The organism is Marinomonas algicola (assembly GCF_014805825.1).
Taxonomy (GTDB): Bacteria; Pseudomonadota; Gammaproteobacteria; order Pseudomonadales; family Marinomonadaceae; genus Marinomonas; species Marinomonas algicola.
The window spans coordinates 1,309,749-1,336,128 of record NZ_CP061941.1 but is presented as its reverse complement, the minus strand read 5'-3'; the positions used below and the strand labels follow the sequence as shown (position 1 = coordinate 1,336,128).

Annotated in this window: 17 protein-coding genes and 3 rRNA genes; 4 read left to right on the top strand and 16 right to left on the bottom strand. The window is 41.9% G+C overall.

All coding sequences use genetic code 11. The features are described from left to right. Window positions 1-70 precede the first annotated feature (70 nt). The 6 genes from IEZ33_RS05920 to IEZ33_RS05895 all read right to left on the bottom strand — a co-directional run bounded on the left by IEZ33_RS05920 (window position 71) and on the right by IEZ33_RS05895 (window position 7,278). A complete protein-coding gene (locus IEZ33_RS05920) occupies window positions 71-670 on the bottom strand; it encodes a histidine phosphatase family protein (protein WP_191602768.1) in 600 nt (199 codons plus the stop codon). Then, the gene (gene cobS, locus IEZ33_RS05915) at window positions 667-1,458 is read right to left on the bottom strand and encodes an adenosylcobinamide-GDP ribazoletransferase (RefSeq protein ID WP_240009650.1); all 792 of its coding nucleotides are present in this window, start codon (window positions 1,456-1,458) and stop codon (window positions 667-669) included. The genes IEZ33_RS05920 and cobS overlap by 4 nt, the downstream gene beginning before the upstream one ends. 1 nt (window position 1,459) lies before the next feature. Then, window positions 1,460-2,530: a nicotinate-nucleotide--dimethylbenzimidazole phosphoribosyltransferase gene (cobT, locus tag IEZ33_RS05910; RefSeq protein ID WP_240009649.1), complete on the bottom strand. Its 1,071-nt coding sequence runs from the start codon at window positions 2,528-2,530 to the stop codon at window positions 1,460-1,462. A 10-nt stretch (window positions 2,531-2,540) separates the two neighbouring features. Then, the gene (gene rlmB, locus IEZ33_RS05905; RefSeq protein ID WP_191602765.1) at window positions 2,541-3,308 is read right to left on the bottom strand and encodes a 23S rRNA (guanosine(2251)-2'-O)-methyltransferase RlmB; all 768 of its coding nucleotides are present in this window, start codon (window positions 3,306-3,308) and stop codon (window positions 2,541-2,543) included. Between the two features lie 29 nt (window positions 3,309-3,337). Continuing rightward, window positions 3,338-6,040 carry a ribonuclease R gene (gene rnr, locus IEZ33_RS05900; protein ID WP_206696911.1) on the bottom strand — a complete coding sequence of 901 codons (2,703 nt, stop codon included), beginning with the start codon at window positions 6,038-6,040 and terminating at the stop codon, window positions 3,338-3,340. Between the two features lie 434 nt (window positions 6,041-6,474). Beyond that, entirely contained in the window at window positions 6,475-7,278 is an 804-nt protein-coding gene (locus IEZ33_RS05895; RefSeq protein ID WP_191602763.1) for a pyruvate, water dikinase regulatory protein, read from the bottom strand. Window positions 7,279-7,494: 216 nt separating this feature from the next. On the opposite strand from IEZ33_RS05895, the gene ppsA reads away from it, so the two are divergent. Both ppsA and IEZ33_RS05885 read left to right on the top strand, forming a co-directional pair. Continuing rightward, on the top strand, window positions 7,495-9,888 hold the full coding sequence (gene ppsA / locus IEZ33_RS05890) for a phosphoenolpyruvate synthase (protein WP_191602762.1): 2,394 nt from the start codon (window positions 7,495-7,497) through the stop codon (window positions 9,886-9,888). A 213-nt stretch (window positions 9,889-10,101) separates the two neighbouring features. Further along, window positions 10,102-10,815, top strand: coding sequence for a glutamine amidotransferase-related protein (locus IEZ33_RS05885; protein WP_191602761.1), 714 nt, complete (start codon window positions 10,102-10,104; stop codon window positions 10,813-10,815). 132 nt (window positions 10,816-10,947) lie between these two features. On the opposite strand, the gene IEZ33_RS05880 is transcribed toward IEZ33_RS05885, so the two are convergent. Continuing rightward, on the bottom strand, window positions 10,948-12,345 hold the full coding sequence (locus IEZ33_RS05880; RefSeq protein WP_275672802.1) for an aminotransferase-like domain-containing protein: 1,398 nt from the start codon (window positions 12,343-12,345) through the stop codon (window positions 10,948-10,950). 99 nt (window positions 12,346-12,444) lie between these two features. Here IEZ33_RS05880 and IEZ33_RS05875 point away from each other — a divergent pair, with 99 nt between their 5' ends. Further along, window positions 12,445-13,047 carry a LysE family translocator gene (locus tag IEZ33_RS05875; protein ID WP_191602759.1) on the top strand — a complete coding sequence of 201 codons (603 nt, stop codon included), beginning with the start codon at window positions 12,445-12,447 and terminating at the stop codon, window positions 13,045-13,047. A gap of 840 nt (window positions 13,048-13,887) precedes the next feature. Here IEZ33_RS05875 and rrf read toward each other — a convergent pair. From rrf to tyrS, 4 genes are all read right to left on the bottom strand, one after another. After that, window positions 13,888-14,002 (bottom strand): 5S ribosomal RNA (gene rrf / locus IEZ33_RS05870). A gap of 260 nt (window positions 14,003-14,262) precedes the next feature. Continuing rightward, window positions 14,263-17,148: ribosomal RNA gene (locus IEZ33_RS05865) — 23S ribosomal RNA — on the bottom strand. Window positions 17,149-17,542: 394 nt separating this feature from the next. Next, a 16S ribosomal RNA gene (locus IEZ33_RS05860) occupies window positions 17,543-19,080 on the bottom strand. The 16S, 23S and 5S rRNA genes sit together here, the layout of an rRNA operon. A gap of 449 nt (window positions 19,081-19,529) precedes the next feature. Further along, on the bottom strand, window positions 19,530-20,837 hold the full coding sequence (gene tyrS, locus IEZ33_RS05855; RefSeq protein ID WP_191602758.1) for a tyrosine--tRNA ligase: 1,308 nt from the start codon (window positions 20,835-20,837) through the stop codon (window positions 19,530-19,532). Between the two features lie 107 nt (window positions 20,838-20,944). On the opposite strand from tyrS, the gene IEZ33_RS05850 reads away from it, so the two are divergent. After that, window positions 20,945-22,372 carry a peptidoglycan DD-metalloendopeptidase family protein gene (locus tag IEZ33_RS05850; protein WP_191602757.1) on the top strand — a complete coding sequence of 476 codons (1,428 nt, stop codon included), beginning with the start codon at window positions 20,945-20,947 and terminating at the stop codon, window positions 22,370-22,372. Window positions 22,373-22,465: 93 nt separating this feature from the next. Here IEZ33_RS05850 and trxA read toward each other — a convergent pair whose 3' ends face one another. The 5 genes from trxA to lysA all read right to left on the bottom strand — a co-directional run bounded on the left by trxA (window position 22,466) and on the right by lysA (window position 26,379). Continuing rightward, window positions 22,466-22,795, bottom strand: a complete 330-nt coding sequence (trxA, locus tag IEZ33_RS05845; protein WP_191602756.1) for a thioredoxin TrxA — start codon at window positions 22,793-22,795, stop codon at window positions 22,466-22,468. Window positions 22,796-22,898: 103 nt separating this feature from the next. Continuing rightward, on the bottom strand, window positions 22,899-23,609 hold the full coding sequence (locus IEZ33_RS05840; protein ID WP_191602755.1) for an HAD family hydrolase: 711 nt from the start codon (window positions 23,607-23,609) through the stop codon (window positions 22,899-22,901). Then, window positions 23,606-24,274, bottom strand: coding sequence for a DUF484 family protein (locus tag IEZ33_RS05835; protein WP_191602754.1), 669 nt, complete (start codon window positions 24,272-24,274; stop codon window positions 23,606-23,608). Before IEZ33_RS05835 ends, IEZ33_RS05840 begins: the two co-directional genes overlap by 4 nt. A 9-nt stretch (window positions 24,275-24,283) precedes the next feature. Further along, complete coding sequence (gene dapF, locus IEZ33_RS05830) at window positions 24,284-25,114, bottom strand: diaminopimelate epimerase (protein WP_191602753.1); 831 nt, start codon at window positions 25,112-25,114, stop codon at window positions 24,284-24,286. An 11-nt stretch (window positions 25,115-25,125) separates the two neighbouring features. After that, complete coding sequence (gene lysA / locus IEZ33_RS05825; RefSeq protein ID WP_191602752.1) at window positions 25,126-26,379, bottom strand: diaminopimelate decarboxylase; 1,254 nt, start codon at window positions 26,377-26,379, stop codon at window positions 25,126-25,128. Window position 26,380 lies beyond the last annotated feature (1 nt).

The following is a 26,380-nucleotide window of genomic DNA, read 5'->3' as shown; positions in this document are numbered from 1 at the left end:
TCACCATAACGCATTAACTCTATTTCTAAACAAGGTCTTTTTGGGCCATGTCTTTCTGGGCCCTGTATTTCTACATAACCCAATCGCCCGCACCCAGTCGTTTAAGCATAATATAAGCATCCTGAGCAGAAGAGCCTCTTTGAATAGACAACTCTGTCACACTACAAAAGCCAACATCTATTAAATAGGACTTATTCATAGGCCAACCACACAACATGGAGACGAGAACTTTAATCACACCAGAATGAGTAACAACGACAAGATTATCAAACGACTGATTCTGTTGATGCGTCCACCAAACTGAGAGTCTCTGTCGAAGCTCATTTAAGGACTCACCATTAAATGGTGCCGAGAATTCTAAATCACTCCCCCACGCTTCAATTTGATTATGAGGTATATCCTTCCAGAGTAGACCCTCCCAATCAGCAAAGTTTAATTCGACTAACTCATGCTCAATACTAGACTGGTTGTGTAAATAATCACCCAAGGAAGAGGCCCTTTTCAATGGGCTGTGTTGAAAACAAGTTTGCCCTTGCAAACGATTACTCAACCAATTTTTAAGCGCTTCAGCTTGTATTTCCCAACCTTCTGCTAAATCTAAATCCGTTTGTCCGTAACAGGTTCCAGTGGCTACATTTGGCTTGGGATGACGGATTAAAAAAAGTCTCAAAGCATCACTCCCTGCAATGAAATGATAAAAAACAGTGACATCAACAACAGAATAACTTCGGCTATTTGTTCACTTGCCCCTAAAGTGTCGCCATTAAATCCATCCAATTTTTGCTTCAAATAGATGCCTATTAAAGAATTAAGCGCAAAAATAAGCCCACCAAAGACCATAGCACCGAGTAAACCAAAAGAGAAAAGAGCCAATAAAAAGGCAGGGGTAATCGCAAAGCACAGCTGTTTAAAAGATAAGGTTTGAATCATGTTAGCCGCTTTACTCACACCTGAAGTGACATAGGGCAATTTTCTAGTGATATATAGCGGTAAAACGCGAGCAGCAGAATGAATAAATAACCAAATAACAATAACCCAACAAACCGAATTCGATTCATTAAGTATTCTAAATAACAGTAAAAACTTTAGAGACAAAGCAAACCAGATAGTAATAGACCCATAGCTACCGATCCGAGAGTCTTTCATTATCTCTAACCGTTTTTCAACAGTCCAACCGCCCACAAGCCCATCGGCCGCATCTATTAAGCCATCTTCGTGGAACGCACCCGTTATCAGTACCGCCGTAAGTAGCATGAATAAAGCCTGTAATTCATACCCAAGAAAATCAATAACGAGTGGCCAAGCACTGAGAATACCAACTAACAACCCTACCCATGGCAAACAGGCGATGGGAGGTAAACTCGGTGTCGGTTGGCCCCAATCAACAGATAAAGGAATACGAGTGTAAGTAACCAAAGATCGCCTAGCACTTTCCTTTATGTCTGCCCATGGGAGCATGCTACCCATTCCCCTCACTCACTCCAGCACTTTCAAAGCTGGCCATATTCGTTAGAAATAGGGCCGCACTTTGAATAATAGGCAAAGCGACTATGGCGCCTGAACCTTCACCTAAACGCATGGATAAGGACAAAATAGGCTTCGCTTTAAAGTGGGCCAGCATATCAAGATGGGCTTTTTCATGAGACTGATGAGCAAAAATCCCATAATCCACCACACTTTTATTCAGCTTTGATGCTAATAACAACGCCGATGTACAAATAAAGCCATCAACAACATAAGCAATGCCTAATTCAGCCGAGCGTAACATAGCACCGGCAATAGCAACAACCTCAAACCCAGCAAGCTCTTGAGCAAGAACATCTGCATCCAACTGAGCGATTGGCGTGTCATAATGGGCTTCAATTCGAGCAAAGGTGTTTTCTATAACAGAGATTTTTTTCTCAATTCCCTCATGCGTTACCCCAGCGCCAGCGCCTACGCACTCCCTTACAGGCTTAGACAAAATGGCACTCATCAAGGCCGCGCCTACAGTAGTATTTCCAATTCCCATTTCACCAAACAATAAAATATTTTTACCTTCGGAATGGGCCACATCGACTTCTTTAACACCCGCATTTAAAGCAAGTAGAAATTCACTTTCTGTCATGGCTGGCGCCACAGAAAAATCTTTTGTTCCCATATTAACCTTACGATTTGTCAACAGCGGCATGGATTCAAACTCACCATTCACACCGACATCAACTACCTGTAAAGGCACAGCATGCTGTTGACAAAAAACACTTACGGCCGCTCCACCCGCTAAAAAATTCATGACCATTTGGCACGTCACTTCCTGCGGGAAAGGACTAACACCTTGAGCAACTACGCCATGATCGCCCGCAAAAACCAGCATTTTAGGTTTATCAACTTGGGGGGTCTCTGAGCCTTGAATCAACCCCAAAGTCAAAGCCAATTCTTCCAACATACCTAAAGAACCTAGCGGTTTCGTTTTATTATTTATTCTCCCCATTAAGGCAGACTCATATGCCCTAGACAAAGGCCTGATGTCTGGAAAATCAAATGCTTTCACAAAGGTATCCCTAAGATTCATTTTTTACTGCACGCTGACGAACGATTTCATACAAACACACACCCGTAGCAACCGACACATTTAAGCTCGATACCACACCCGCCATTGGCAACTTCACCAAATAATCACATTGCTCACGGGTTAGGCGGCGCATACCATCACCTTCGGCCCCCATAACAATGGCACTTGAAATGGTTAAGTCATGTTCGTAGATAGTTTGAGTGGCCTCCCCTGCCGTGCCGAAAATCCAGACACCTTGATCTTGTAACTTCTTCATTGTTCTAGCAAGGTTCGTGACAGAAAAAACAGGCAAGCTTTCAGCCGCGCCACAAGCTACTTTGCTTACCGTTGCATTCAATGGAGCCGATTTATCTTTTGGCATCACTAAGGCATGAGCACCGGCCGCATCGGCACTACGTAAACAAGCACCTAAATTATGTGGGTCAGTTATACCATCTAAAATGACAATTAATGCGGGTTCATCCAGCGCCCCTATCAATTTATGAAGATCGGCTTCATCTCCAGCTTTAGTCACTTCTGCAAGCGCAGCGGCACCCTGGTGTACAACCCTTTCTTTATGGCTCGAGAAAAGCTTATCTATATCTTTTCGTGGCACAATATTGTGCGTCACTTTCTGTTCACGACACAGCTTTGTTAATCGTTGAATTTTTTTATCATCACGGCCTTCTTGAAAACGCACTTCTTTGATTTTATCTGGCTGTTGAGCTAATAAATTTTCAACAGCATGAATGCCGTAAACCCATTCTAAATCTGACATAATTACCTAATTTTCAACTTATAATTGTATTACGCTGTACCGGATCTCGGCTTAGCATTACTTTTTTTAGACTTTTTCTTCGTCTTTTTTACAGCGGTATCGGCATCTTTTTTAACCTTTACCTTTTGCGCATTACTGTCTTTGCTCTTTACTAAAGGTTTTTTCTTCTTTTTCGGCTTTACTTTTTCATCACCGTTACTTTTTAAATCAACTTTCTTTGTTGGCTTTTTTTTCACCTTAGTTCTACTTGGTCGTGTATTCTCGCCATTCCCTTTACGATGCTTAGGCTTATTACTGACCGCCTCATTGGTATTTGTAAGAGCGACTTCTTCAGCGTCCACTTTAAAAGCGTTTTCAGTACCAGAATCGGACCTTTCCTTCTTCTTAGCCCTTCCACCCAGCTCCAATGAAGGCAGTTGAGCAAGTTGCATGTCTAATTCTGATACATCGTCACGCTTGATAGGTTTAGGACGACGACTTTTATTATTTGCCGTGCCATCATTTTGCAGGTCTAAATCAATCTTTCTCTGTTCTAAATTAACTTTAGCAACAACAACCTTAAGCACATCCCCCAAACGATAAACACGTCCTGAACGTTCGCCTATAATGGCTTGTAAATCAGGGTCATGGATAAAGTAATCTTTTCCTAACGATGATATATGGACTAAACCATCTACAAATAAATCTTTCAGTTCGACAAAAAGGCCAAATGGCGTGACGGCAGTAACAACACCATCAAAACCCTCCCCAATATGCTGTTCTACGTACTGACATTTCAGCCATGACTCAACATCACGCGTAGCTTCATCCGCACGTCTTTCCGTCATGGAACAATTGGTTCCCAAATCATCCATTTGAGCATCATCGTAGCTGTAAATTTTATTCTTTTTAATCTCTGGACTATTCGGTACTCGGTATGCCTGAGTTACTTTAGGACGACCTTCCCCGCGAATCAAATATCGAATGGCTCTGTGAACCAAGAGATCAGGGTAACGACGAATAGGAGAGGTAAAGTGTGTATAGGCCGTATAATTCAAGCCAAAGTGGCCATGATTATCCGCTTGATAAGACGCCTGACTCATTGAACGCAACATCATAGTTTGAATACTACGAGCGTCAACTCGACCGTGAATTTGTTGAGATAACAACGCGTAGTCATCGGGCGTCGGCTTTAACCCACCACCCAATTCCAGACCTAAAACAGACAGATACGTTCTTAACGTTTGTAAACGCTCTTCTTTTGGCCCTTCATGCACACGAAATAATGCAGGGATATTGGCTTTTAATAGAAACTCAGCGGTCGCAACGTTTGCGCACAACATACATTCCTCTATCAACTTATGCGCATCATTTCGTTCAATAGGAACAATTTGCTCAATTTTAGATTCTTGATCAAACACCATACGAGTCTCAACGGTATCAAACTCCATTGCACCACGTTCAGCACGAGCGTCTTTGAGAACATTATAAAGACCAAATAAAGAGTCGATATGGGATACTAAAGAAGCATATCTCTGCCTTAATGCCTCACCTTGATCATCTATTTCCGTTGCAATCATTTTAGCAACTTTCGAGTAAGTTAAACGGGCATGAGAACGAATAATACCTTCATAAAACTTATAACCACGCATCTTGCCACGCGTTGTTAAAGAGATTTCAGACACCATAACAAGACGGTCAACGTCTGGATTTAATGAACATAAACCATTCGATAAGACCTCTGGTAACATTGGCACAACGCGACCAGGAAAATACACCGAATTACCACGCACTGTCGCTTCTTCGTCTAATGCCGTGCCCTTTTTCACATAATGCGATACATCGGCAATGGCAACAAACAATTTCCAACCACCCGGTGTTCTTTCACAGTAAACAGCATCATCAAAATCGCGCGCATCTTCGCCATCAATAGTGACAAAAGGCGTATCACGTAAATCGACTCGATTGACCTTATCGGCTTCATCGACGTCAAAACCGAAATGCTTAACTTGCTGTAACACAGCGGCAGGCCAATCGTTTGGAATATCAAATTTATGGATAGCAATGTCTATCTCTAGACCTGGAGCCATAAAGTCGCCTAATACCTGGGTTATGATGCCCGTAGCGGCTTGGCCTTTTTCTGGGAAAGTTAACAGCTCTATGACAACATATTGCCCATGTTTCGGGGTTAATCCAGATTCTTTTGAAACTAAAATATCTTGCGATATACGAGGGTTTTCAGGTGTCACAAAAGAAACTTGGCTCTCTTCATAATAACGCCCCACTATGCGATGATTTTTTCGTTCTAAGACCTCAACAATAATGCCGTCTAAACGTCCTTTGACATTTCGACCTGACAACCTAACAGTTACTAAGTCACCGTCCATTGCATTTTGCATTTGACGTGAGGACAAAAAGATATCATCGTCATTTTGACGTAATAAAAATCCATGACCTTCTTTGTTTCCCTGAACTCTACCTTCAATAAGGTCTGATTCTTCGAGTACGGTATATTCATTATTAAGTGAGTTAAGCTGATGGTCTCGTGCCATAGCAATTAAACGACGACGCAGCGCTTCAATCTCATCGTCATTCTGAAGTTGAAAAATCCCACACATCTCTTCATGCCCAATAGGACGGTTTTCACCGGCTAAGAACTCCAGTATGAACTCACGGCTTGGAACGGGGTTTTCATATTTAGAGGCTTCACGCTGGAGAAAGGGATCATTTATATTTTTTTTACTCAAAGTCATTCTATCCTTCAATTAAACAGCCTATACATATAGGTTGCTTGTAATGGTTTTTGCCTAACCTCTATACCGAACTCAAACAAGCAGAATTGATAATAACAATGAGGTATGACAATTTTTACCCATTATAGATCATTCTCAAAGAATACTCTTTAATAGATGGAGCAAGGTGGGCATTCATTAATACTAAGAAGAGAAGAATTCACTTTAACCAAAAACAGTATAAAGCAATTAAAGAAGCCATTCTGTGCGATAACAGCACAAGATACAGTGAAAGTAGACAACAAAGTCTTGATTATTCGCTTTTTTGCATGCGTTTACCTTTCCTTATGCAAATAACTTTGGGTATCCAATAGGATGAAAAAGTCTTTTTCGTGTAAAGAAGTCATGATTTTAGCGAATAGATCAGTTTTTTAGATGTATTCGCTGATCAATTACTAGACTCTATGTCGATCTAAGTTCATATCCGCCATTACTTTGGTGGAAATTTCTTCCACAGAAAGTCGCGTCGAGTTTAAAAATGGAATCCGCTCTTGTCTATAAAGTGTTTCTACCTCAGACAATTCATATCGGCATTGACGTAAGGAGGCATATTTACTCGAGGCCATTCTTCCTGTGCGAATTTCATGCAACCTATTTGCATCAATCGTTAATCCATAAAGCTTTCTCTTTTGCTCTTTAAGTGCCTTAGGAAGTTTGAGCGGATCAAAGTCATCTTCCGTTAACGGATAATTTGCCGCTTTAATTCCATATTGCATGGCCAAATACAAACTGGTGGGGGTTTTTCCTGAACGAGAAACGCCTAATAAAATAACATGTGCCTCATCTAAATTTTTTATTGAACACCCGTCATCGTTGGCTAAGGCGTAATTTATTGCATCAATACGACCATCGTATACCCCTTCTTTTATGCCATGTGCTTTTTGAGCGGTCGGCCTTGCCTTTACCCCTAGCGCATTTTCTATAGGAGACAATAAATCACCAAATAAATTGTAACAATGACTGTCACTTGTTTGGATGATATCGCTAATCACAGGATCTGAGATCGTATAAAAAACTAAGGTTTGATGACCTAATGCAATTTCATTATTAATTTGCTTACAGAAACCTCTCGCTTTATCTTCTGTTGTCAAAAAAGGCACACTTAAGGTGTCAATTTTCACATCGAAAAAAGACAACATAGCCGAGCCAAACACTTCGGCTGTAATAGCCGTGCCATCTGATACAAAATACACTTTCATACGTTTTTCCACCATTTTGTTGTTATTTGACAAGATCAACTTTCTTGATTGAAATAAAACTACATCAAATATTCAGGTTTATTCCTTCCAATGAATCTCCCTACAATAAGTCTGCTTTGTGGGAAGCGTGTGATTGTTATTTTCATTACACCGAAAATAATCTGGTTCGTAAACACAAGTTATAAAAATAATATCGCGTAAACATTAGGAGTCATCGTGAGCAAATTTATCAAGTGGTTTAAAGATCTGAAAATGACAGACGTTGATCAAGTTGGCGGAAAAAATGCCTCTCTTGGCGAAATGATCTCAAATCTAACTCGTTTGGGAATTCAAGTTCCTAATGGATTTGCTACCACGGCTTACGCTTATCAATCCTTTATAGTTGAAAGCGGTTTAGACGACCGTATTCATACTTTATTAGACTCATTAGACGTCGATGACGTTCATGCTTTGGCCGATGCCGGGTTAAAAATTCGCACGTGGATTGAAGATGCCTCTTTTTCTGAAGCGTTTAATCAAGAAATTGAAGCGGCATTTACTGTTCTTAGTACTGATAACAATGATGCCTCTTTTGCGGTTCGCTCTTCAGCAACGGCCGAAGATTTACCTGACGCGTCTTTTGCGGGCCAACAAGAAACTTTTCTTAACGTATGCGGTTTAGAAAGTATCAAGCTTTCTATTAAACGCGTTTTTGCTTCTTTATTTAATGACCGAGCCATTTCTTATCGAGTGCATCAAGGATTTGAGCACAAAGGCGTCGCTCTTTCTGCTGGGATCCAAAAAATGGTTCGAAGCGATATTGGAGCTTCCGGCGTGCTTTTCACCTTAGACACAGAGTCAGGATTTGATGACGTTGTATTTATCACAGCCGCCTACGGTTTGGGTGAAATGGTGGTTCAAGGCTCTGTAAACCCAGATGAGTTCTATGTTCATAAGAAAACGTTATCCAATAAACGCCCTGCTGTTGTTCGAAAAACATTAGGCAGTAAAGCACAAAAAATGGAATACGCACCGTCGGGCTCGGAAGAACTGGTACAAATTGTTCCTGTTACATTAGAAAAACAAAACAGCTTTTCTCTGACAAATGAGGAGATTGAAGACCTAGCTCGCCAAGCCTGTATTATCGAACAACATTACCAGCGCCCAATGGATATCGAGTGGGCCAAAGATGGTATCGATGGAAAGATGTACATTGTACAAGCCCGACCAGAAACGGTTCGCAGCCAATCAAACCTCCAAAGTATGGAGCGATTCGTTTTAAAACAAGAGAGCGATATTTTGATAACAGGTCGAGCCATTGGACATAAAATCGGCGCTGGCTCAGTAAAAGTTCTATCATCAATTAGCGAAATGGACAAAATTCAAGAAGGGGATGTGCTTGTTACTGACATCACCGACCCAGATTGGGAACCGATTATGAAGAAAGCCTCTGCTATTGTTACAAATAGAGGAGGCAGAACCTGCCATGCGGCCATCATTGCGCGTGAATTAGGCATTCCAGCGGTTGTTGGATGTGGTGATGCGACCAAAGTATTAAAAACAAACCAAGCCGTCACTGTATCTTGTGCTCAGGGTGATATGGGCATGATTTATAAAGATATTTTACCTTTTGAAGTGATCACATCTGAAGTCGGTAATATGCCTGACATTCCTGTAAAAGTGATGATGAACGTCGGTAACCCGAATCGTGCCTTTGACTTTGCCATGCTACCTAACGCAGGCATCGGCCTTGCTCGCTTAGAATTCATCATTAATAGAATGATTGGCATTCACCCTAAAGCGCTACTTGAGTTCGACTCACTTGATGCTAGCTTACAAGAAGAAATATCTCAGTGCATTGCTGGATACAATAGTCCAGTTGAGTTCTATGTCGACAAACTGGTCGAAGGTGTTTCAACTCTTGCTTGTTCTTTCTCTGATAAGCCTGTGATTGTTCGTTTATCCGATTTTAAATCGAACGAGTACCACAACTTAATTGGTGGCCCATTGTTTGAGCCAGATGAAGAGAACCCAATGCTTGGTTTCCGTGGTGCAGCCCGTTATATAGACCCATCCTTTAAAGACTGCTTTGCTCTTGAGTGTGAGGCAATCAGAAGAGTTCGCAATGAGATGGGCTTTACCAATGTGCAAATAATGATTCCTTTTGTTAGAACAGTGGAAGAAGCACGCCAAGTAACGGAACTACTCAAAGAGCAAGGGTTGGCTCGTGGAGACAATGGTCTAAAAGTGGTTATGATGTGTGAACTACCATCAAATGCACTATTAGCCGATCAATTCCTAGAGTATTTCGATGGTTTCTCTATCGGCTCTAATGATTTAACACAACTAACACTAGGACTGGATCGTGACTCAGGCTTAATCGCGGACAAATTCGATGAACGTAACGATGCCGTCAAAGCGCTTCTAAAAATGGCGATTTCCGCGTGTAGGGCAAAAGGAAAATACGTTGGGATCTGTGGTCAAGGACCATCGGATCACGCCGACTTCGCTGATTGGTTAGTTGAACAAGGCATCGAAAGCATCTCTTTAAACCCAGACACCGTTCTGGAAACCTGGCTGCATCTTGATGAGGTACTGAAAAGTAACACATCAAATCAGAAGGCTGTTTAATCACAGCTATCCTGTCTATCTAATGGTTCGCTGTCCCCCTTGAAGCGACATTTTTTAGGCAGTCTCTCTCTAGTTTAGCCCCATTACATATTGTATTGGGGCTTTTTTTATTTCAATACGAAAAATTTCAATGGATTTTGTAGACAGAATTATGAATAATCTTCTCGAATATAAGTCACTGTCTGTTACATTAAAATGAAGGGAAGGAAAAGCATGAAACTAGGCATTATGAAATGTGATTCCGTTAATACAGCCCTAGTAAATCAGCACGGTGAATACAGTGATATGTTTATTGATCTTTTATCACCTACCAGTTCGGCGCTAACATTTTCTATCTATGATATTGAACGTCATCAATTTCCCCAAAATATATCGGAATGCGATGCCTACCTAATCACTGGGAGCCGCCACGGAGCTTACGAAGAACACAGTTGGATCCCGCCATTAGAGAATTTCATTCGTTCAATTCAAAAACAAGAAAAGATAAAATTACTCGGCATCTGTTTCGGACATCAGATCATTGCTCAGGCACTTGGCGGGAAGGTTGAAAAATCACCTAAAGGTTGGGGCTTAGGCATTTCAACGACTCGCTTTGCCTCTACTATTTCTATGCCTTGGAATACAAATGATGAAAAACAGCCGCTGAATTTCATTGTTATTCATCAAGATCAAGTGGTTCAAGCTCCAATAAATAGCCAAGTAATTTTAAAAAATGACTTTTGCCCAAATCATATGCTAAGTATTGGCCGTAATATCCTAACAATGCAAGGGCATCCCGAGTTCGACAAAAACTATTTACAAGACCTTATGAACTTAAAAAAAGACGTCATTCCAGAAGAGACTATATTGAAAGCTATCGAATCATTGAAGAAAAAAACAGACGAAGCCGTCGTTAGAAAATGGATCCACCGCTTCCTTACTCAGTAATTTAATAGACAATGAACCTTTCTCAACACGAACTATTTGGTGAAAAATTGAAAGACCTACACTTAAATCTGAGCGCGAAATCCTGAATTAATCACAAACATCGAGCACAACATTGTTAACAATCAATAAGATTTAAATGACAATATCCTGTTGGTCATTAAACTCCATTAGCGCTTTTTCAAACTCGTCTAACCCCTCGTTAAAATCTGCCCTTGTATTAAAACCGCCTAACGAGATACGTAGACAATTAACCGAAGGCAAAGAGGATTTAGGCGACCGAAATAAGTCAGCTACTCGGACTTTAATCTTCTTTAATGCCAGAAAATTATTAAACTGATGCGCATTTATATAACTAGGCAAGGTCAACCAAATGTTTAGCCCCCCTCTACGAGCGGTTAACGCATGCTTTTTTAAAAAATCCTCAAAAGCCTGCTGCCGGAATCGCATTTCTTCTTCTAATTGAAATTGATTGTATAAAAAGGTTTTCTCAAGTAAAAAACGCGTTGCAAGCTCTGTAGACAAGGTTGACACCATCCAACATTGGCTGTGGATGTTTAAATTAAAGGCCTGTTGCCATGCCTTGGGAACCAGAGCATAGGCAACTCTTAATCCGCCTGCGACATACTTAGATAAACTCGACAAATAAAAGACTCTGTCTGGAATTTTTTGTTGCAGAGGGATACTCCAGTTTTCTGGTAAGCAATAATTTACATCGTCTTCAATTATATAAAACTGGTATTTTATGCTCAATTTTGCAATACAGTCTAACTGCGCATTTGAGTATTTAATATTTGTTGGATTTTGAATGTTTGGCGTGATATACAGCAACTTCGGTTTAAATTCCTGACAATATTTTTCCAATGAGACTAAATCCAAGCCCTCACTCGTTAATGGAACCTCTATAGTTTTCAGTTTATTCGCCTCAGCCGCACGAAAAAAGCCGGGGTAAGCCAACTCTTCATGCAAAACGTAATCTCCTTGTTGAGAAAGAATATTAAGACAAGTATAAATTCCTTGCTGCGCACCTTGAGTAAAAGCGATATCCGTTGCGACTGTTTCAATTTTTTTCGTTGCAAGCCATGATGCAACAATTTTTTTATGCTTTTGAATCCCTTTAGGGAAATAATTCATAACCTCTTCTATTGACCTCAAATCATCAGAAAGATCATTTAGAGCATCTTTAACAAGAAATTGCTGACCAAGCATTGGTTGCATACTGGAGGCAAAGTCATATTCCTTAACCAGCTTTTCATCTAAAAAGACACTAGCTGACGCATTCACATAAGTTCCAGCACCAAGCTTTGCTTCTACCAATCCTTTTTTTTCAAGCAAATCATAAGCTCTTGTAACCGTACCGTGCGTAATGCCTAGTTGATCCGCTAACACTCTCTGAGGGGGGAGCTTTTGTTTGTGCTGTAGTTCTTTAGAATGAATAGCTTGCTCAATCAAAAACACCAGAGCCTTATATTTTGGAAGCTTCGAACATACCTGAAAAAAGTCATTTTTCGTGAAATTAAAAATTGTATCCATAACAATAAAATAATTGCCCAAAATTGTATTAAATGAGAATATAAAATCACATTACAACATTAATTGTATCAATACAATTATTTATTTTGGGATTGTTATATGGATAGCGCACTACTCGAGTTAACACCTGCACTCATACTCTTTTGCTTAATAAGCACAATGACACCAGGTCCGAATAATATTTTATTAGCTCATTCTGGTGCGCACTTTGGCATAAAAAAAACACTGCCACACGTAATTGGAATCCGCTTAGGAATGACAATATTGCATATAACCATTCTACTAGGACTCGGAGAGTTATTTAAAATCTGGCCATATATGCACAAGGTATGCACTATTATGGCGGCGGGTTATATTATTTATATGTCTATAAAAATCGCGACGGCAAAAATACACAACACAAACAGCCACCTTAAGCCTATGAGCGTACTCCAAGCGGCTAGCTTTCAAGCCATCAACCCCAAGTCATGGGCGAGCTTAATTACCGCAAGTTCGGCTTTCACACTAAATGGTGACCTTTTTTGGCCATCTGCTTTACTCGGCATTATCATGTTTAATATTGCGACCCTACCCGGTTCTTTTATGTGGATTACAATAGGAAAGTTAGTCTCCGCTAGACTTCAACAACCAAAATTTCATCGAATATTTAACAGCATTATGGGAGTTCTACTTTTGTCAACGCTACCAATGATATTTATATAAATACACATTAATTCTGCCTGCAGGAGTAAAGCACCTTTAATCATAGGAAAAGCTCAATCTCTCCTTAAAGTTTACTTCCTCGATACTGATGTAAATACGGTCATAATAAAGACAAACTTCCTTTGCAACCCAAAGCCTTTATCACTCTAAATAGAACAACAGTTGATAAATACATGAGGCTGGCTTGAGCAACACAAGAGTGAAGAAAAGGTTCGAATGTATCAAATATAGAGTGTTTAGTTTTCAATTGTTGAAGTGGCTCAGTTTTGCATTGTTGGTAACACTGAGCATGCCTTTCATCGTCTTTAATCATTTCTAGAGCCGCGGTACGCAAACGCTAAATCCGATTTTCTAAAATGGTTTTTTATCATTCTGACTTACGACGAGAGCAAGCGTTTTTATCGCGATATCAATACCTACAAATGCGCTCATAATTTGCGTACTCGCTAATTTAGTTAGATAATAATTATCGGTTCCCGACCTCGCACTTTTTTACCGCTCAACCTGGTAATACGAAGTCACCTGAGGGCGCTTCTTGATACTCTTCGAGATGAGTAAATGAGGCGGGGGCCACTCAATATACGAGGTCAGAATAGTGCCTCAAGGTCGCTTCGGCCTCCCGATAATGGTATAAATAATATACATCAACAACCATTAAAATCATCATACAAGGTCGGTATTTATGCCAACAACAGAGGCGATATCCTTGATGATTGTTACGCTAAAGCACAACCTTTTCGCTTGATTTAACCTGACAAGACGCACATTTTGCCGTCCATATATGACCTACAGACGAAAAAAAGCCCTGACGGCGTGAGCCATCAGGGCTTTCTAATTGAAACTTGACGACGACCTACTCTCACATGGCGAATGCCACACTACCATTGGCGATGACGCTTTTCACTTCTGAGTTCGGGATGGGATCAGGTGGTTCAACGTCTCTATGATCGTCAAGCAAACCGGTTGCGTTCGTTCTGAGTGCCTGTGTTAAGCCCTTAGGCTTAATCCAGCTTGTTCACTCACAACACGCCAGTACGTGCTTGAATCTTTAACAATGCTTTTTTGAAATAGCGATAACCAAGTATCAAACCAGCCACATCATCGCTGATGCGCGTCGTAATCTGTGTCTCTATGATCTTTTCATGATGCGTTTGACCCTTCTCTTTTCGAGTTTTCTCAGTCTCTCTTTATCACTTAAAACCACTTTGGTGTTATATGGTCAAGCCTCACGAGCAATTAGTATTGGTTAGCTCAATGCCTCACAGCACTTACACACCCAACCTATCAACGTCGTAGTCTTCAACGGCTCTTTAGGGGACTTATGTCCCAGTGAGATCTCATCTTGAGGGAGGCTTCCCGCTTAGATGCTTTCAGCGGTTATCCCGTCCGAACATAGCTACCCGGCAATGCCACTGGCGTGACAACCGGAACACCAGAGGTTCGTCCACTCCGGTCCTCTCGTACTAGGAGCAGCTCCTCTCAAATCTCAAACGTCCACGGCAGATAGGGACCGAACTGTCTCACGACGTTCTAAACCCAGCTCGCGTACCACTTTAAATGGCGAACAGCCATACCCTTGGGACCGGCTTCAGCCCCAGGATGTGATGAGCCGACATCGAGGTGCCAAACACCGCCGTCGATGTGAACTCTTGGGCGGTATCAGCCTGTTATCCCCGGAGTACCTTTTATCCGTTGAGCGATGGCCCTTCCATACAGAACCACCGGATCACTAAGACCTACTTTCGTACCTGCTCGACGTGTCTGTCTCGCAGTTAAGCGCGCTTTTGCCTTTACACTCTTCGCATGATTTCCGACCATGCTGAGCACACCTTCGTGCTCCTCCGTTACTCTTTGGGAGGAGACCGCCCCAGTCAAACTACCCACCACACAGTGTCCTCGATCCCGATAAGGGACCTGAGTTAGAACCTCAAACATACCAGGGTGGTATTTCAAGTTTGGCTCCACTAGAACTGGCGTCCTAGTTTCAAAGCCTCCCACCTATCCTACACAAGTAGGTTCAAAGTTCACTGTGAAGCTATAGTAAAGGTTCACGGGGTCTTTCCGTCTAGCCGCGGATACACAGCATCTTCACTGCGATTTCAATTTCACTGAGTCTCGGGTGGAGACAGTGTGGCCATCGTTACGCCATTCGTGCAGGTCGGAACTTACCCGACAAGGAATTTCGCTACCTTAGGACCGTTATAGTTACGGCCGCCGTTTACTGGGGCTTCGATCAAGAGCTTCGCTTACGCTAACCCCATCAATTAACCTTCCAGCACCGGGCAGGCGTCACACCCTATACGTCCACTTTCGTGTTTGCAGAGTGCTGTGTTTTTAATAAACAGTCGCAGCCACCTGGTATCTTCGACCGGTCAATGCTTACGGAGTAAATCCTTCACACTAACCGGCGCACCTTCTCCCGAAGTTACGGTGCCATTTTGCCTAGTTCCTTCACCCGAGTTCTCTCAAGCGCCTTGGTATTCTCTACCTGACCACCTGTGTCGGTTTGGGGTACGGTTCATGTATATCTGAAGCTTAGAAGTTTTTCCTGGAAGCATGGCATCAACTACTTCGTCCAAAAGAGGACTCGTCATCAGCTCTCGGTCTTAAGAAGGCCCGGATTTACCTAAGCCTTCAACCTACTACCTTAAACACGGACAACCATCGCCGTGCTAGCCTAGCCTTCTCCGTCTCTCCATCGCAATATACATAAGTACAGGAATATTAACCTGTTTCCCATCGACTACGCATTTCTGCCTCGCCTTAGGGGCCGACTCACCCTGCCCTGATTAGCATGGGACAGGAAACCTTGGTCTTCCGGCGGGGGAGTTTTTCACTCCCCTTATCGTTACTCATGTCAACATTCGCACTTCTGATACCTCCAGCCTGCCTTACAGCTTGACCTTCAACGGCTTACAGAACGCTCCTCTACCATGCAAGATAAATCTTGCATCCGTAGCTTCGGTGTACAGTTTTAGCCCCGTTATATCTTCCGCGCAGGCCGACTCGACTAGTGAGCTATTACGCTTTCTTTAAAGGATGGCTGCTTCTAAGCCAACCTCCTAGCTGTCTAAGCCTTCCCACATCGTTTCCCACTTAACTGTAACTTTGGGACCTTAGCTGACGGTCTGGGTTGTTTCCCTTTCCACGACGGACGTTAGCACCCGCCGTGTGTCTCCCGTAATTGCACTCATCGGTATTCGGAGTTTGCATGGGGTTGGTAAGTCGGGATGACCCCCTAGCCCAAACAGTGCTCTACCCCCAATGGTGAGATACGAGGCGCTACCTAAATAGCTTTCGAGGAGAACCAGCTATCTCCGAGCTTGATTAGCCTTTCACTCCTATCCACAAGTCATCCCCGGACTTTTCAACGTACGTGGGTTCGGTCCTCCAGTTAGTGTTACCCAACCTTCAACCTGCTCATGGATAGATCGCCCGGTTTCGGGTCTATTCCCAGCAACTAAACGCCCTATTAAGACTCGGTTTCCCTACGGCTCCCCTAAATGGTTAACCTTGCTACTGAAAATAAGTCGTTGACCCATTATACAAAAGGTACGCAGTCACGGAACTAAGTCCGCTCCCACTGCTTGTACGTACACGGTTTCAGGTTCTATTTCACTCCCCTCGCCGGGGTTCTTTTCGCCTTTCCCTCACGGTACTGGTACACTATCGGTCAGTCAGGAGTATTTAGCCTTGGAGGATGGTCCCCCCATATTCAGACAGGATACCACGTGTCCCGTCCTACTCGATTTCATTGATAAGGCGTTTTCGTATACGAGGCTTTCACTCTCTACGGCCAAGCTTTCCAGCTTGTTCTACTAACACCAAATCAACTTAAGGGCTAATCCCTTCGCTCGCCGCTACTTAGGGAATCTCGGTTGATTTCTTTTCCTTCGGGTACTTAGATGTTTCAGTTCCCCGAGTTCGCCTCATTAACCTATGTATTCAGTTAATGATACCCGCAAGCGGGTGGGTTTCCCCATTCGGAAATGTTCGGATCAAAGTTTGTTTATCAACTCCCCGAACCTTATCGCAGATTACCACGTCCTTCATCGCCTCTGACTGCCAAGGCATCCACCGTGCACGCTTGGTCACTTGACCATATAACCCAAAGTAGTTTTTTGATGCCTAACGCTTCTTAAAGAAGAGCCAGTATCAAAACAACACTTAGATCACATACCAACGATGCTTTTGTGTCATCACTGGATTTTACGATTTTAGAAAGTCATCCAGGTTATTCTCAATAAAGAGAAAGATGCTTTCCACCGGTTTGACGCTTGATTATCGTCTATTTCAAAAAGTTACATTGTTAAAGAGCAAGTTTAGTGCAAAGCACTAAGTCAGACATTTATGAATAAGACGAAGAATATGATGACAGGTCATCACATAATCACTTTCATCAACACCTTGCTTAGGACTCTATCCTAGTACAATTGCCGCTATAAAGTAGTCATCAGATAATTTGTGTGAACGCTCACCAGAGCTTCGTATCGTTTAAGGAGGTGATCCAGCCCCAGGTTCCCCTAGGGCTACCTTGTTACGACTTCACCCCAGTCATTGACCACTCCGTGGTAACCGCCCTCCTCGAAAGGTTAAGCTAGCTACTTCTGGAGCAATCAACTCCCATGGTGTGACGGGCGGTGTGTACAAGGCCCGGGAACGTATTCACCGTGACATTCTGATTCACGATTACTAGCGATTCCGACTTCATGGAGTCGAGTTGCAGACTCCAATCCGGACTACGACGCACTTTGTGGGATTCGCTTACTTTCGCAAGTTCGCCGCCCTCTGTATGCGCCATTGTAGCACGTGTGTAGCCCTACTCGTAAGGGCCATGATGACTTGACGTCGTCCCCACCTTCCTCCGGTTTGTCACCGGCAGTCTCCTTAAAGTTCCCACCCGAAGTGCTGGCAAATAAGGATAAGGGTTGCGCTCGTTACGGGACTTAACCCAACATTTCACAACACGAGCTGACGACAGCCATGCAGCACCTGTCTCAGAGTTCCCGAAGGCACTAAGCTATCTCTAGCGAATTCTCTGGATGTCAAGAGTAGGTAAGGTTCTTCGCGTTGCGTCGAATTAAACCACATGCTCCACCGCTTGTGCGGGCCCCCGTCAATTCATTTGAGTTTTAACCTTGCGGCCGTACTCCCCAGGCGGTCTACTTATTGCGTTAGCTTCGCCACTAAGTCATTACAACCCAACGGCTAGTAGACATCGTTTACGGCGTGGACTACCAGGGTATCTAATCCTGTTTGCTCCCCACGCTTTCGCACCTCAGTGTCAGTATCAATCCAGAGTGTCGCCTTCGCCACTGATGTTCCTTCCTATATCTACGCATTTCACCGCTACACAGGAAATTCCACACTCCTCTATCGTACTCTAGCCTGCCAGTATCGGGTGCCATTCCAAGGTTGAGCCCTGGGCTTTCACATCCGACTTAACAAACCACCTACGCGCGCTTTACGCCCAGTAATTCCGATTAACGCTTGCACCCTCTGTATTACCGCGGCTGCTGGCACAGAGTTAGCCGGTGCTTCTTCTGAGGGTAACGTCACAGCTATTGAGTATTAATCAACAACCTTTCCTCCCCTCTGAAAGTGCTTTACAACCCTAAGGCCTTCTTCACACACGCGGCATGGCTGGATCAGGCTTGCGCCCATTGTCCAATATTCCCCACTGCTGCCTCCCGTAGGAGTCTGGGCCGTGTCTCAGTCCCAGTGTGGCTGGTCATCCTCTCAGACCAGCTAGAGATCGTCGCCTTGGTGAGCCTTTACCTCACCAACAAGCTAATCTCACGCAGGCTCATCTAATAGCGAAAGGTCCGAAGATCCCCTCCTTTCCCCCGTAGGGCTTATGCGGTATTAGCATGCGTTTCCACATGTTGTCCCCCACTACTAGGCAGATTCCTACGCGTTACTCACCCGTCCGCCGCTCGACGCCTGTAGCAAGCTACATCGTTTCCGCTCGACTTGCATGTGTTAAGCCTGCCGCCAGCGTTCAATCTGAGCCATGATCAAACTCTTCAGTTTAAGATCTTGTGCTGATAAATCAGCTTGCTTACTCAAATTTAACTCTAACTAAACTTAAATGTTTGTTTGATAAATCAAACAAACAAGAACGAATTGAAAGTGTTTGGACTCTCGTAAGACTTCAAATTTTTCGAAGTCTCCAGCGAGCGCCCACACAAATTATCTGATTAACTATTTTAAAGAGCGTGCTGACTAAAGTAAGACAAGAAGAACACAGTATTTTGTTTCTTCTTTCTGGGCAGTCACTCGTTGTTCTGAGTGGTTGTCCGTGTCAGCGAGGGCGTATATTAAGGATCTACAGATTTAGTGCAACCCTTTTTTGGCATTTAACTAAAAAAAGTTCAAAACTTTAATGAAAACGTAACACATGAACAAAATACAACCTAAACAGAGCAAAAAAGGCGCCGAAACGCCTTTTAAACACCAAGAAATATCAATTAATGTGATGACTAACCTAATACAAATAAGTGATGTTTCTTTTTGCCCAGTTTAACTAGAAAGTATTTTCCATAATAACCATTAGTCTGAGCGAATATTTCAGTTGCGCTCATATTATCTTCCATTCCTTTAGCAACACCATTAACAAATAATGAATTACGAGTAAGCGCATCCTTTACCTGTTTACCATTTGCCGCAAGGCCATGCTCACTTAATAAACTGGTCAAAGGCACATTAACTAGTGATCCACTAGTTAATGTGCTAGAAGGCAACCCATCAAGCTGTATTTGCGCTAGGTCTTGTTCACTTAATTCTTCTGCTACTCCATTAAAGAGCGCTGCCGTGATTCTTTCTGCTGCCGCAAGTCCTTCAGCACCATGCACCAAAGTTGTAACTTCTTTTGCAAGAATACCTTGAGCCTGCGGTCGGCCCTCACTCTCAATGTCTTTCGCTTCAATACTTTCGATTTCTTCAACTGACAGAAAAGTGAAGTATTTTAAAAATTTATAAACATCAGCGTCAGCGGTATTTAACCAAAACTGATAAAAGGCATACTGACTGGTTTTATTGCTGTCTAACCAGATAGTTCCCGATTCTGTCTTTCCAAATTTTGTTCCGTCAGACTTGGTAACAAGCGGCATTGTTAAACCAAATACTTGATTACCATTTTGACGCCGTGTTAAGTCTGTTCCACCAGTAATATTACCCCACTGATCACTACCGCCAATTTGCAATGAGCAACCATTCATACGATTTAATTCCGCAAAATCATAAGACTGCAATATCATATAAGTAAATTCGGTAAAGGAGATCCCCTCCCCTTCTCGATTAATTCGTTGTTTAACCGATTCTTTTTGAATCATTGAATTAATAGAGAAATGCTTTCCAATGTCTCTTAAAAAATCAAGAATGCTAAGCTCTTTAGTCCAATCATAATTATTGACCACTTCAGCACTATTAGGCTGATCATTGAATTCAATAAACTGGCTTACTTGTTTGCGTAACTTAGCAACCCACTCTTCGACAACGTCAGGACCATTTAACTTACGTTCAACAGCCTTAAAACTTGGGTCACCAATCAAACCCGTTGCACCACCAACTAGTGCCAAGGGTTTATGGCCAGACAATTGAAAACGCTTTAACATTAACAAAGGAACTAAGCTTCCTATATGCAAGCTGTCTGCTGTTGGATCAAAACCACAATACAAGGTTCGGCTGCCCGTATTCAGGTGTTCATGCAATTCATTTTCAGCAGTTAATTGAGAAATTAAGCCTCGAGCGTGTAAATCAGCCAATAGAACATTTGTACCTGTACTCATATTTCGATCCAAATCTATAATAATGTAATTAATGTGTTAAAAGCTTTTAATTATAAAGGCAATATTGGTAGCATTACAGGGCTTTATTTTAGATTTTAGGTATTGTCTTGATTAAAAAACTTCCATTTAAACTCCTACTATTATTAGTAGTAATCTCTACCCTATTACTTTTGATAATTTCGCTGCTTCCTGATGGCTCAAATCAATCAACAAAAACCATCACACTTGAAGCCAACTTACAAATTGTAGACATGGACGATCTCGATAAATCGATCTCGTTTATTGCGCCTCTCCAAAAAGCAGAGGCCGCTCCTATTGAGGATGAAACACGACAGACAACTATTAGCACCATACCAAATAAGACAACTGAGCTTGCAGATTTACCGATTCCAGACAACCTAAAAAAGAAAGAGATCACTTACTTACATGAGCAAGAAACCGTCAGTGCTGGTGATTCTCTTTCTACTATTCTGGCCAAGCACGGAGTATCCGCAACCGATATTTACAGAGTGTCTCAGGCCGATAAAAAAGAAAATGATCTTTTAAAGATGAGACCTGGACAAACTCTTGAATTTGAAATTCAAGAAAGCACTAAAGAATTACAAAAATTAACTCTTGTAAAAAGCAAACTTGAGAAGATTGAATTCACTCGTGAAGACAAAACGTTCAACTCGACACGCATCACCAGAGAACCCGATCTTGTGCAAACATACAAAGAAAGCATTATTAACAATTCTTTGTTTGTTGATGGTTTAAAGTCAGGTATTGACCAACGCCTCCTCATTGAAATGGCAAACATTTTCGGGTGGGACATAGATTTTGCTCTGGACATAAGAAAAGGGGATACATTTAGTATTCTGTATGAAGAGAAGTATCTTGATGGTGAGCAAATTGGTCTTGGTAACATTTTAGCCGCGCAATTCATAAACAATGGCAGAATGTATCAAGCCATTCGCTATGCAACAAATAGTGGCTCCAGCTATTACACACCTGATGGACTGGCCATGCGTAAAGCGTTTTTACGCACCCCCGTTGAGTTCACCCGAATTTCGTCTAAATTCAATCCAAACCGAATTCATCCACTATTCAAGACTAGCCGCCCTCATAGGGGTGTAGACTATGCCGCATCTAGTGGAACGCCAGTTAAATCAGCAGGAGATGGTAAAGTCAGCTTTGCTGGCAAACAAAATGGTTATGGCAATGTCGTCATAATAGACCATGGTAAAGGCTACACAACGCTGTATGCACATTTACGAAGCTTCGCAAGAGGGACTCGTAAAGGCGCAAGAGTTAAACAAGGAAAAACCATTGCTTATGTTGGACAGACAGGCTGGGCAACAGGCCCACACTTACACTATGAGTTTAGGATAAACGGAGTACATAAGAACCCTGTTACAGTAAAACTACCGAACGATGATCCAATGCCTAAAAAGGATCTGAAAAAATACCTTCCATACTCAAAAAAGATTACATCAATGCTTGAAGGTTACCACTCAATGGAATACCAAGAAAAATTAGCCAATATACGGAATTAGTTTACATAGACTTACTTGAAACCTAAACGTTAAGGCCAAAAAAAAGCAGCGATTCACGCTGCTTTTTTATTTCAATTACAATCTAATCGAAACTTATTTTATTGCACTTTCAACAAATTCAACAAGTTGAGATTTTGATACCGCACCAACTTTAGTAGCAATCACTTCTCCACCTTTGACAATTAACAAAGTTGGAATACCGCGAACATTATACTTAGGAGCTGTCTCCTGGTTCTCATCGACATTAAGTTTAACCACTTTTAATCTGTCTGAATAATCTTCAGCAACATCTTCTAAAACTGGCGCTATCATTTTACAAGGACCACACCATGGTGCCCAAAAATCAACCAACACAGGAACATCTGAATTTAGAACTTCTTCAGAGAATTGAGCATCTGTAATTTGAACGGTATTATCACCCATTTGAACTTCCTTTAAATAATCACTTCAATTAATAATGCGTCAAGTTTAGCATTTTTTTTAAACTGTAAAAATGAAAATTACCTAATAACTTAATAGTAATTAACTATCTGGTTAAGTAGGCAACAACACTAGGTAACTCAATCAACGAATGTATTTCAGCATCAGGTCTGCCCGGCCAATCGTCTTTCCATCGCCGAGCACCATGCCGATTGAACCAGACACTTCGACATCCAGCTTGATTTGCACCAAAAACATCATCATAAGGGTTATCACCAATATGAATAACATCTTCTGTTGGCAGGTTTACTGCATCGGCCGCTTTCCTAAACAAACTGACATCCGGTTTTGACACTCCCTCTTTGTCAGCCCGAATAGCAAACTCAAACACATCGCCAAGACCAACATAAGGGTGAAAGACATCCGCATTACCATTCGTAATAACCGCAAGGCGATGATTTTTCTTTAGCTGCTTTAACATGTCTCTTGTATGAGGATAATGATCCACTTTTTGACGCCATTCATTAAAGTGTGCAAACGCTGATACAGCCACTTTAATAGACTCTTCTTGAGGTAGACCAAAAAGAATTAAGGCACGACGATACATCTCTACCCTCACCTTAGATATATCCACTTTAAGTAAAGGGTCTTTTGCAATAAGCTCCATTTTTATTTCTTGGAGTTTATTGTGATTAAACTTTCGAGAAAATTCTGGAAAGCGGTCATCAAACCAATTTTCCATAGCGTAATCGGCACGAATAATAACAGGTTCAACGTCCCACAACGTGTTATCTAAATCAAACGTAATCAAGTTCATTTTATTAACCTGAGTAAAATCGCACTTAATAATTCAGACAAGTAAGATAAAAACAAATCTCCTTTGTCTTTACTAAACTTCTCTAGTGAACTACTTCCTAACGCTAAAACGCCTAAATACCTTACATCGCCATTAATCCGCGACACAAGGGGCAGCACAGCGGCTGACATAACTTTATCGCTCACATCACCAAATAAATAGTGCGATTCCGCCACAGATAAAACGCCAGAATAACACCCTGAACGCAATAAAATCTCTTTCAAGACAGGCTCTGCATCATCAACGCTCGAAATACGCACGTTTGAAGAATGGGGTTCATTTGAAAATAAAATAAAATTATTAAACAAAATATCGAATTCATTACGAAGAATATCATCCATTAAGGACAGAAACTCATCCAAAGAATCGGATTCTAAACCGGCAAGAATAAGTCGACGACTTTTAAGCATAATCGATTCATTTTCACGAGCAACCGCTACCAACCTCTGGAATTCAGACTGGTGATCTGACGCCGTTTTTCTCAATAACATAACCTGTCTTTCCAACAAAGAAATAGCGTCACCATTAACTGGATGAGGAATAGACAGGGACTCCAGCACGCCTAAATGACGCTTAAAAAAGCTTGGGTTGTCAGATAAATATTGAGCGACGTCAGATTCTTTCATAGATTACCTTTATAAGTAAATTTGTCCCTCAAACACCTTTGAGGCGGGTCCTGTCATTAAAATGGGAGAGCCCTCCCCTTGCCATTCAATTTGCAAATCGCCACCCGTAAGGTGAACCACAACATTTGAATCCAACCAACCTTGCTGAATACCAGCAACAACGGCGGCGCAAGCACCGGTTCCACATGCCTGTGTTTCACCCACTCCACGCTCATAAACACGTAATTGTATTTCAGAACGATTGAGTACCTGCATAAAACCAACATTAACATTATTCGGAAAACGGCCATGAGACTCTAAAGCCTTACCAATCGTAGCTACATAATCATCTTCTAGAGAGTCTACTTTATGAACCGCATGAGGATTACCTACAGAAACAGGGGTAATATCAATATTTTTTTCGCCAACACGCAAAGTGTATAACGATTCGACCTTATCTACTGTAAACGGAAGATCTCCAGGAATAAAGCTTGGTTCACCCATATCTACCGTTACTTGGCCATCATTGAGTACTCTCAATTGAATACGACCCTTACGGGTTTCAACATTAATGATGGTTTTATTCGTTAGCTCCTTTTCGAGAACAAACCGAGCAAAACAACGAGCACCATTACCGCAATGCTCTACTTCTGTACCATCAGAGTTATAAATTCGATAACGGAAATCCATTTCAGGGTTTAATGGCGGCTCAACAATCAAAAGTTGATCAAAGCCGACGCCTCGATTACGATCACTCAATCTTTCTATTTGCTCTTTATTAAAAAAAACTTTACGAGAGACCGCATCAACGACCACAAAGTCATTTCCTAAACCATGCATTTTCGTGAATTTTAATAACACAACTCAATCCCTCATTTAGGTAAAAGCTGTTCACCAGCAAGTTGATGCTCAATCGTTTCGCGAGATCGAATAAGGTATGCTTGATCACCATCAACCATCACTTCAGCAGCGCGATTTCGGCTATTATAGTTTGACGCCATAGTAAACCCATATGCGCCAGCAGAACGAACCGCTAATAAATCACCTGCCGCTAAATTAAGGCGACGCTCTTTACCTAAAAAATCACCGGTTTCACACACAGGCCCAACAAGATCATAAATTTTTTCTCCATCACCTTTAGCGGCTAAATTTGTTGGAATGATATCCATCCAAGCGCTGTATAAGGCAGGGCGTATCAAATCGTTCATGGCGCCATCAATAATGGCAAAGTTTTTATGATCTGTACATTTTAGAAATTCTACCCGAGTCAACATTACCCCAGCGTTTGCCGCAATAGAACGACCTGGCTCAAAAGCAAGACTAAAATCACGACCTTGGACTTTCTGTAAAATTAGCTCAGCATACTCTGCTGGCGAAGGAGGAACTTCATCACGGTATTTAACGCCTAACCCCCCCCCTAGATCGACATGTTTAATGGTAATACCAACGCTCTTTAGCTCATCAATTAAGGTCATAAGTCGATCAAAAGCATCCAGGAAAGGCCTTAACTCTGTTAATTGGGAGCCAATGTGACAATCCACACCCATGACATCTAAATGCGGCAATGAATTAGCCAATTGGTAAATACGAACCGCATCCTTAATATCAATGCCAAATTTATTCTCTTTTAAGCCAGTGGAGATATAAGGATGGGTTTTAGCATCAACATCGGGGTTTACTCGAAGAGAAACAGGCGCTTTTTTGTCCAATGAGCCTGCCACATCGTTTAAGCGATACAGTTCAGCTTCTGATTCAACATTAAAACAATGAATGCCAACTTCTAACGCCCGCTGCATCTCATGAGCTTGCTTACCCAAGCCCGAAAACATTACTTTAGCAGGATCACCACCAGCACGAATAACTCGCTCAAGCTCACCAACGGAAACGATATCAAATCCAGATCCCATTTTTGCTAAAACGTTAAGGAATGCAATATTAGAACACGCTTTTACCGCATAACAAATCAAGGTTGGGTAAGAAGAAAAGGCATCCGCATAAGCACTATAATGACGTTCAATTGTGGCCTTAGAATAAACATAAGTCGGCGTACCATAAATCTCAGCAACTTGATCTAAAGACACGTTTTCAGCATGCAATGTATCTGCTGAATAATTAAAAAAATCCACT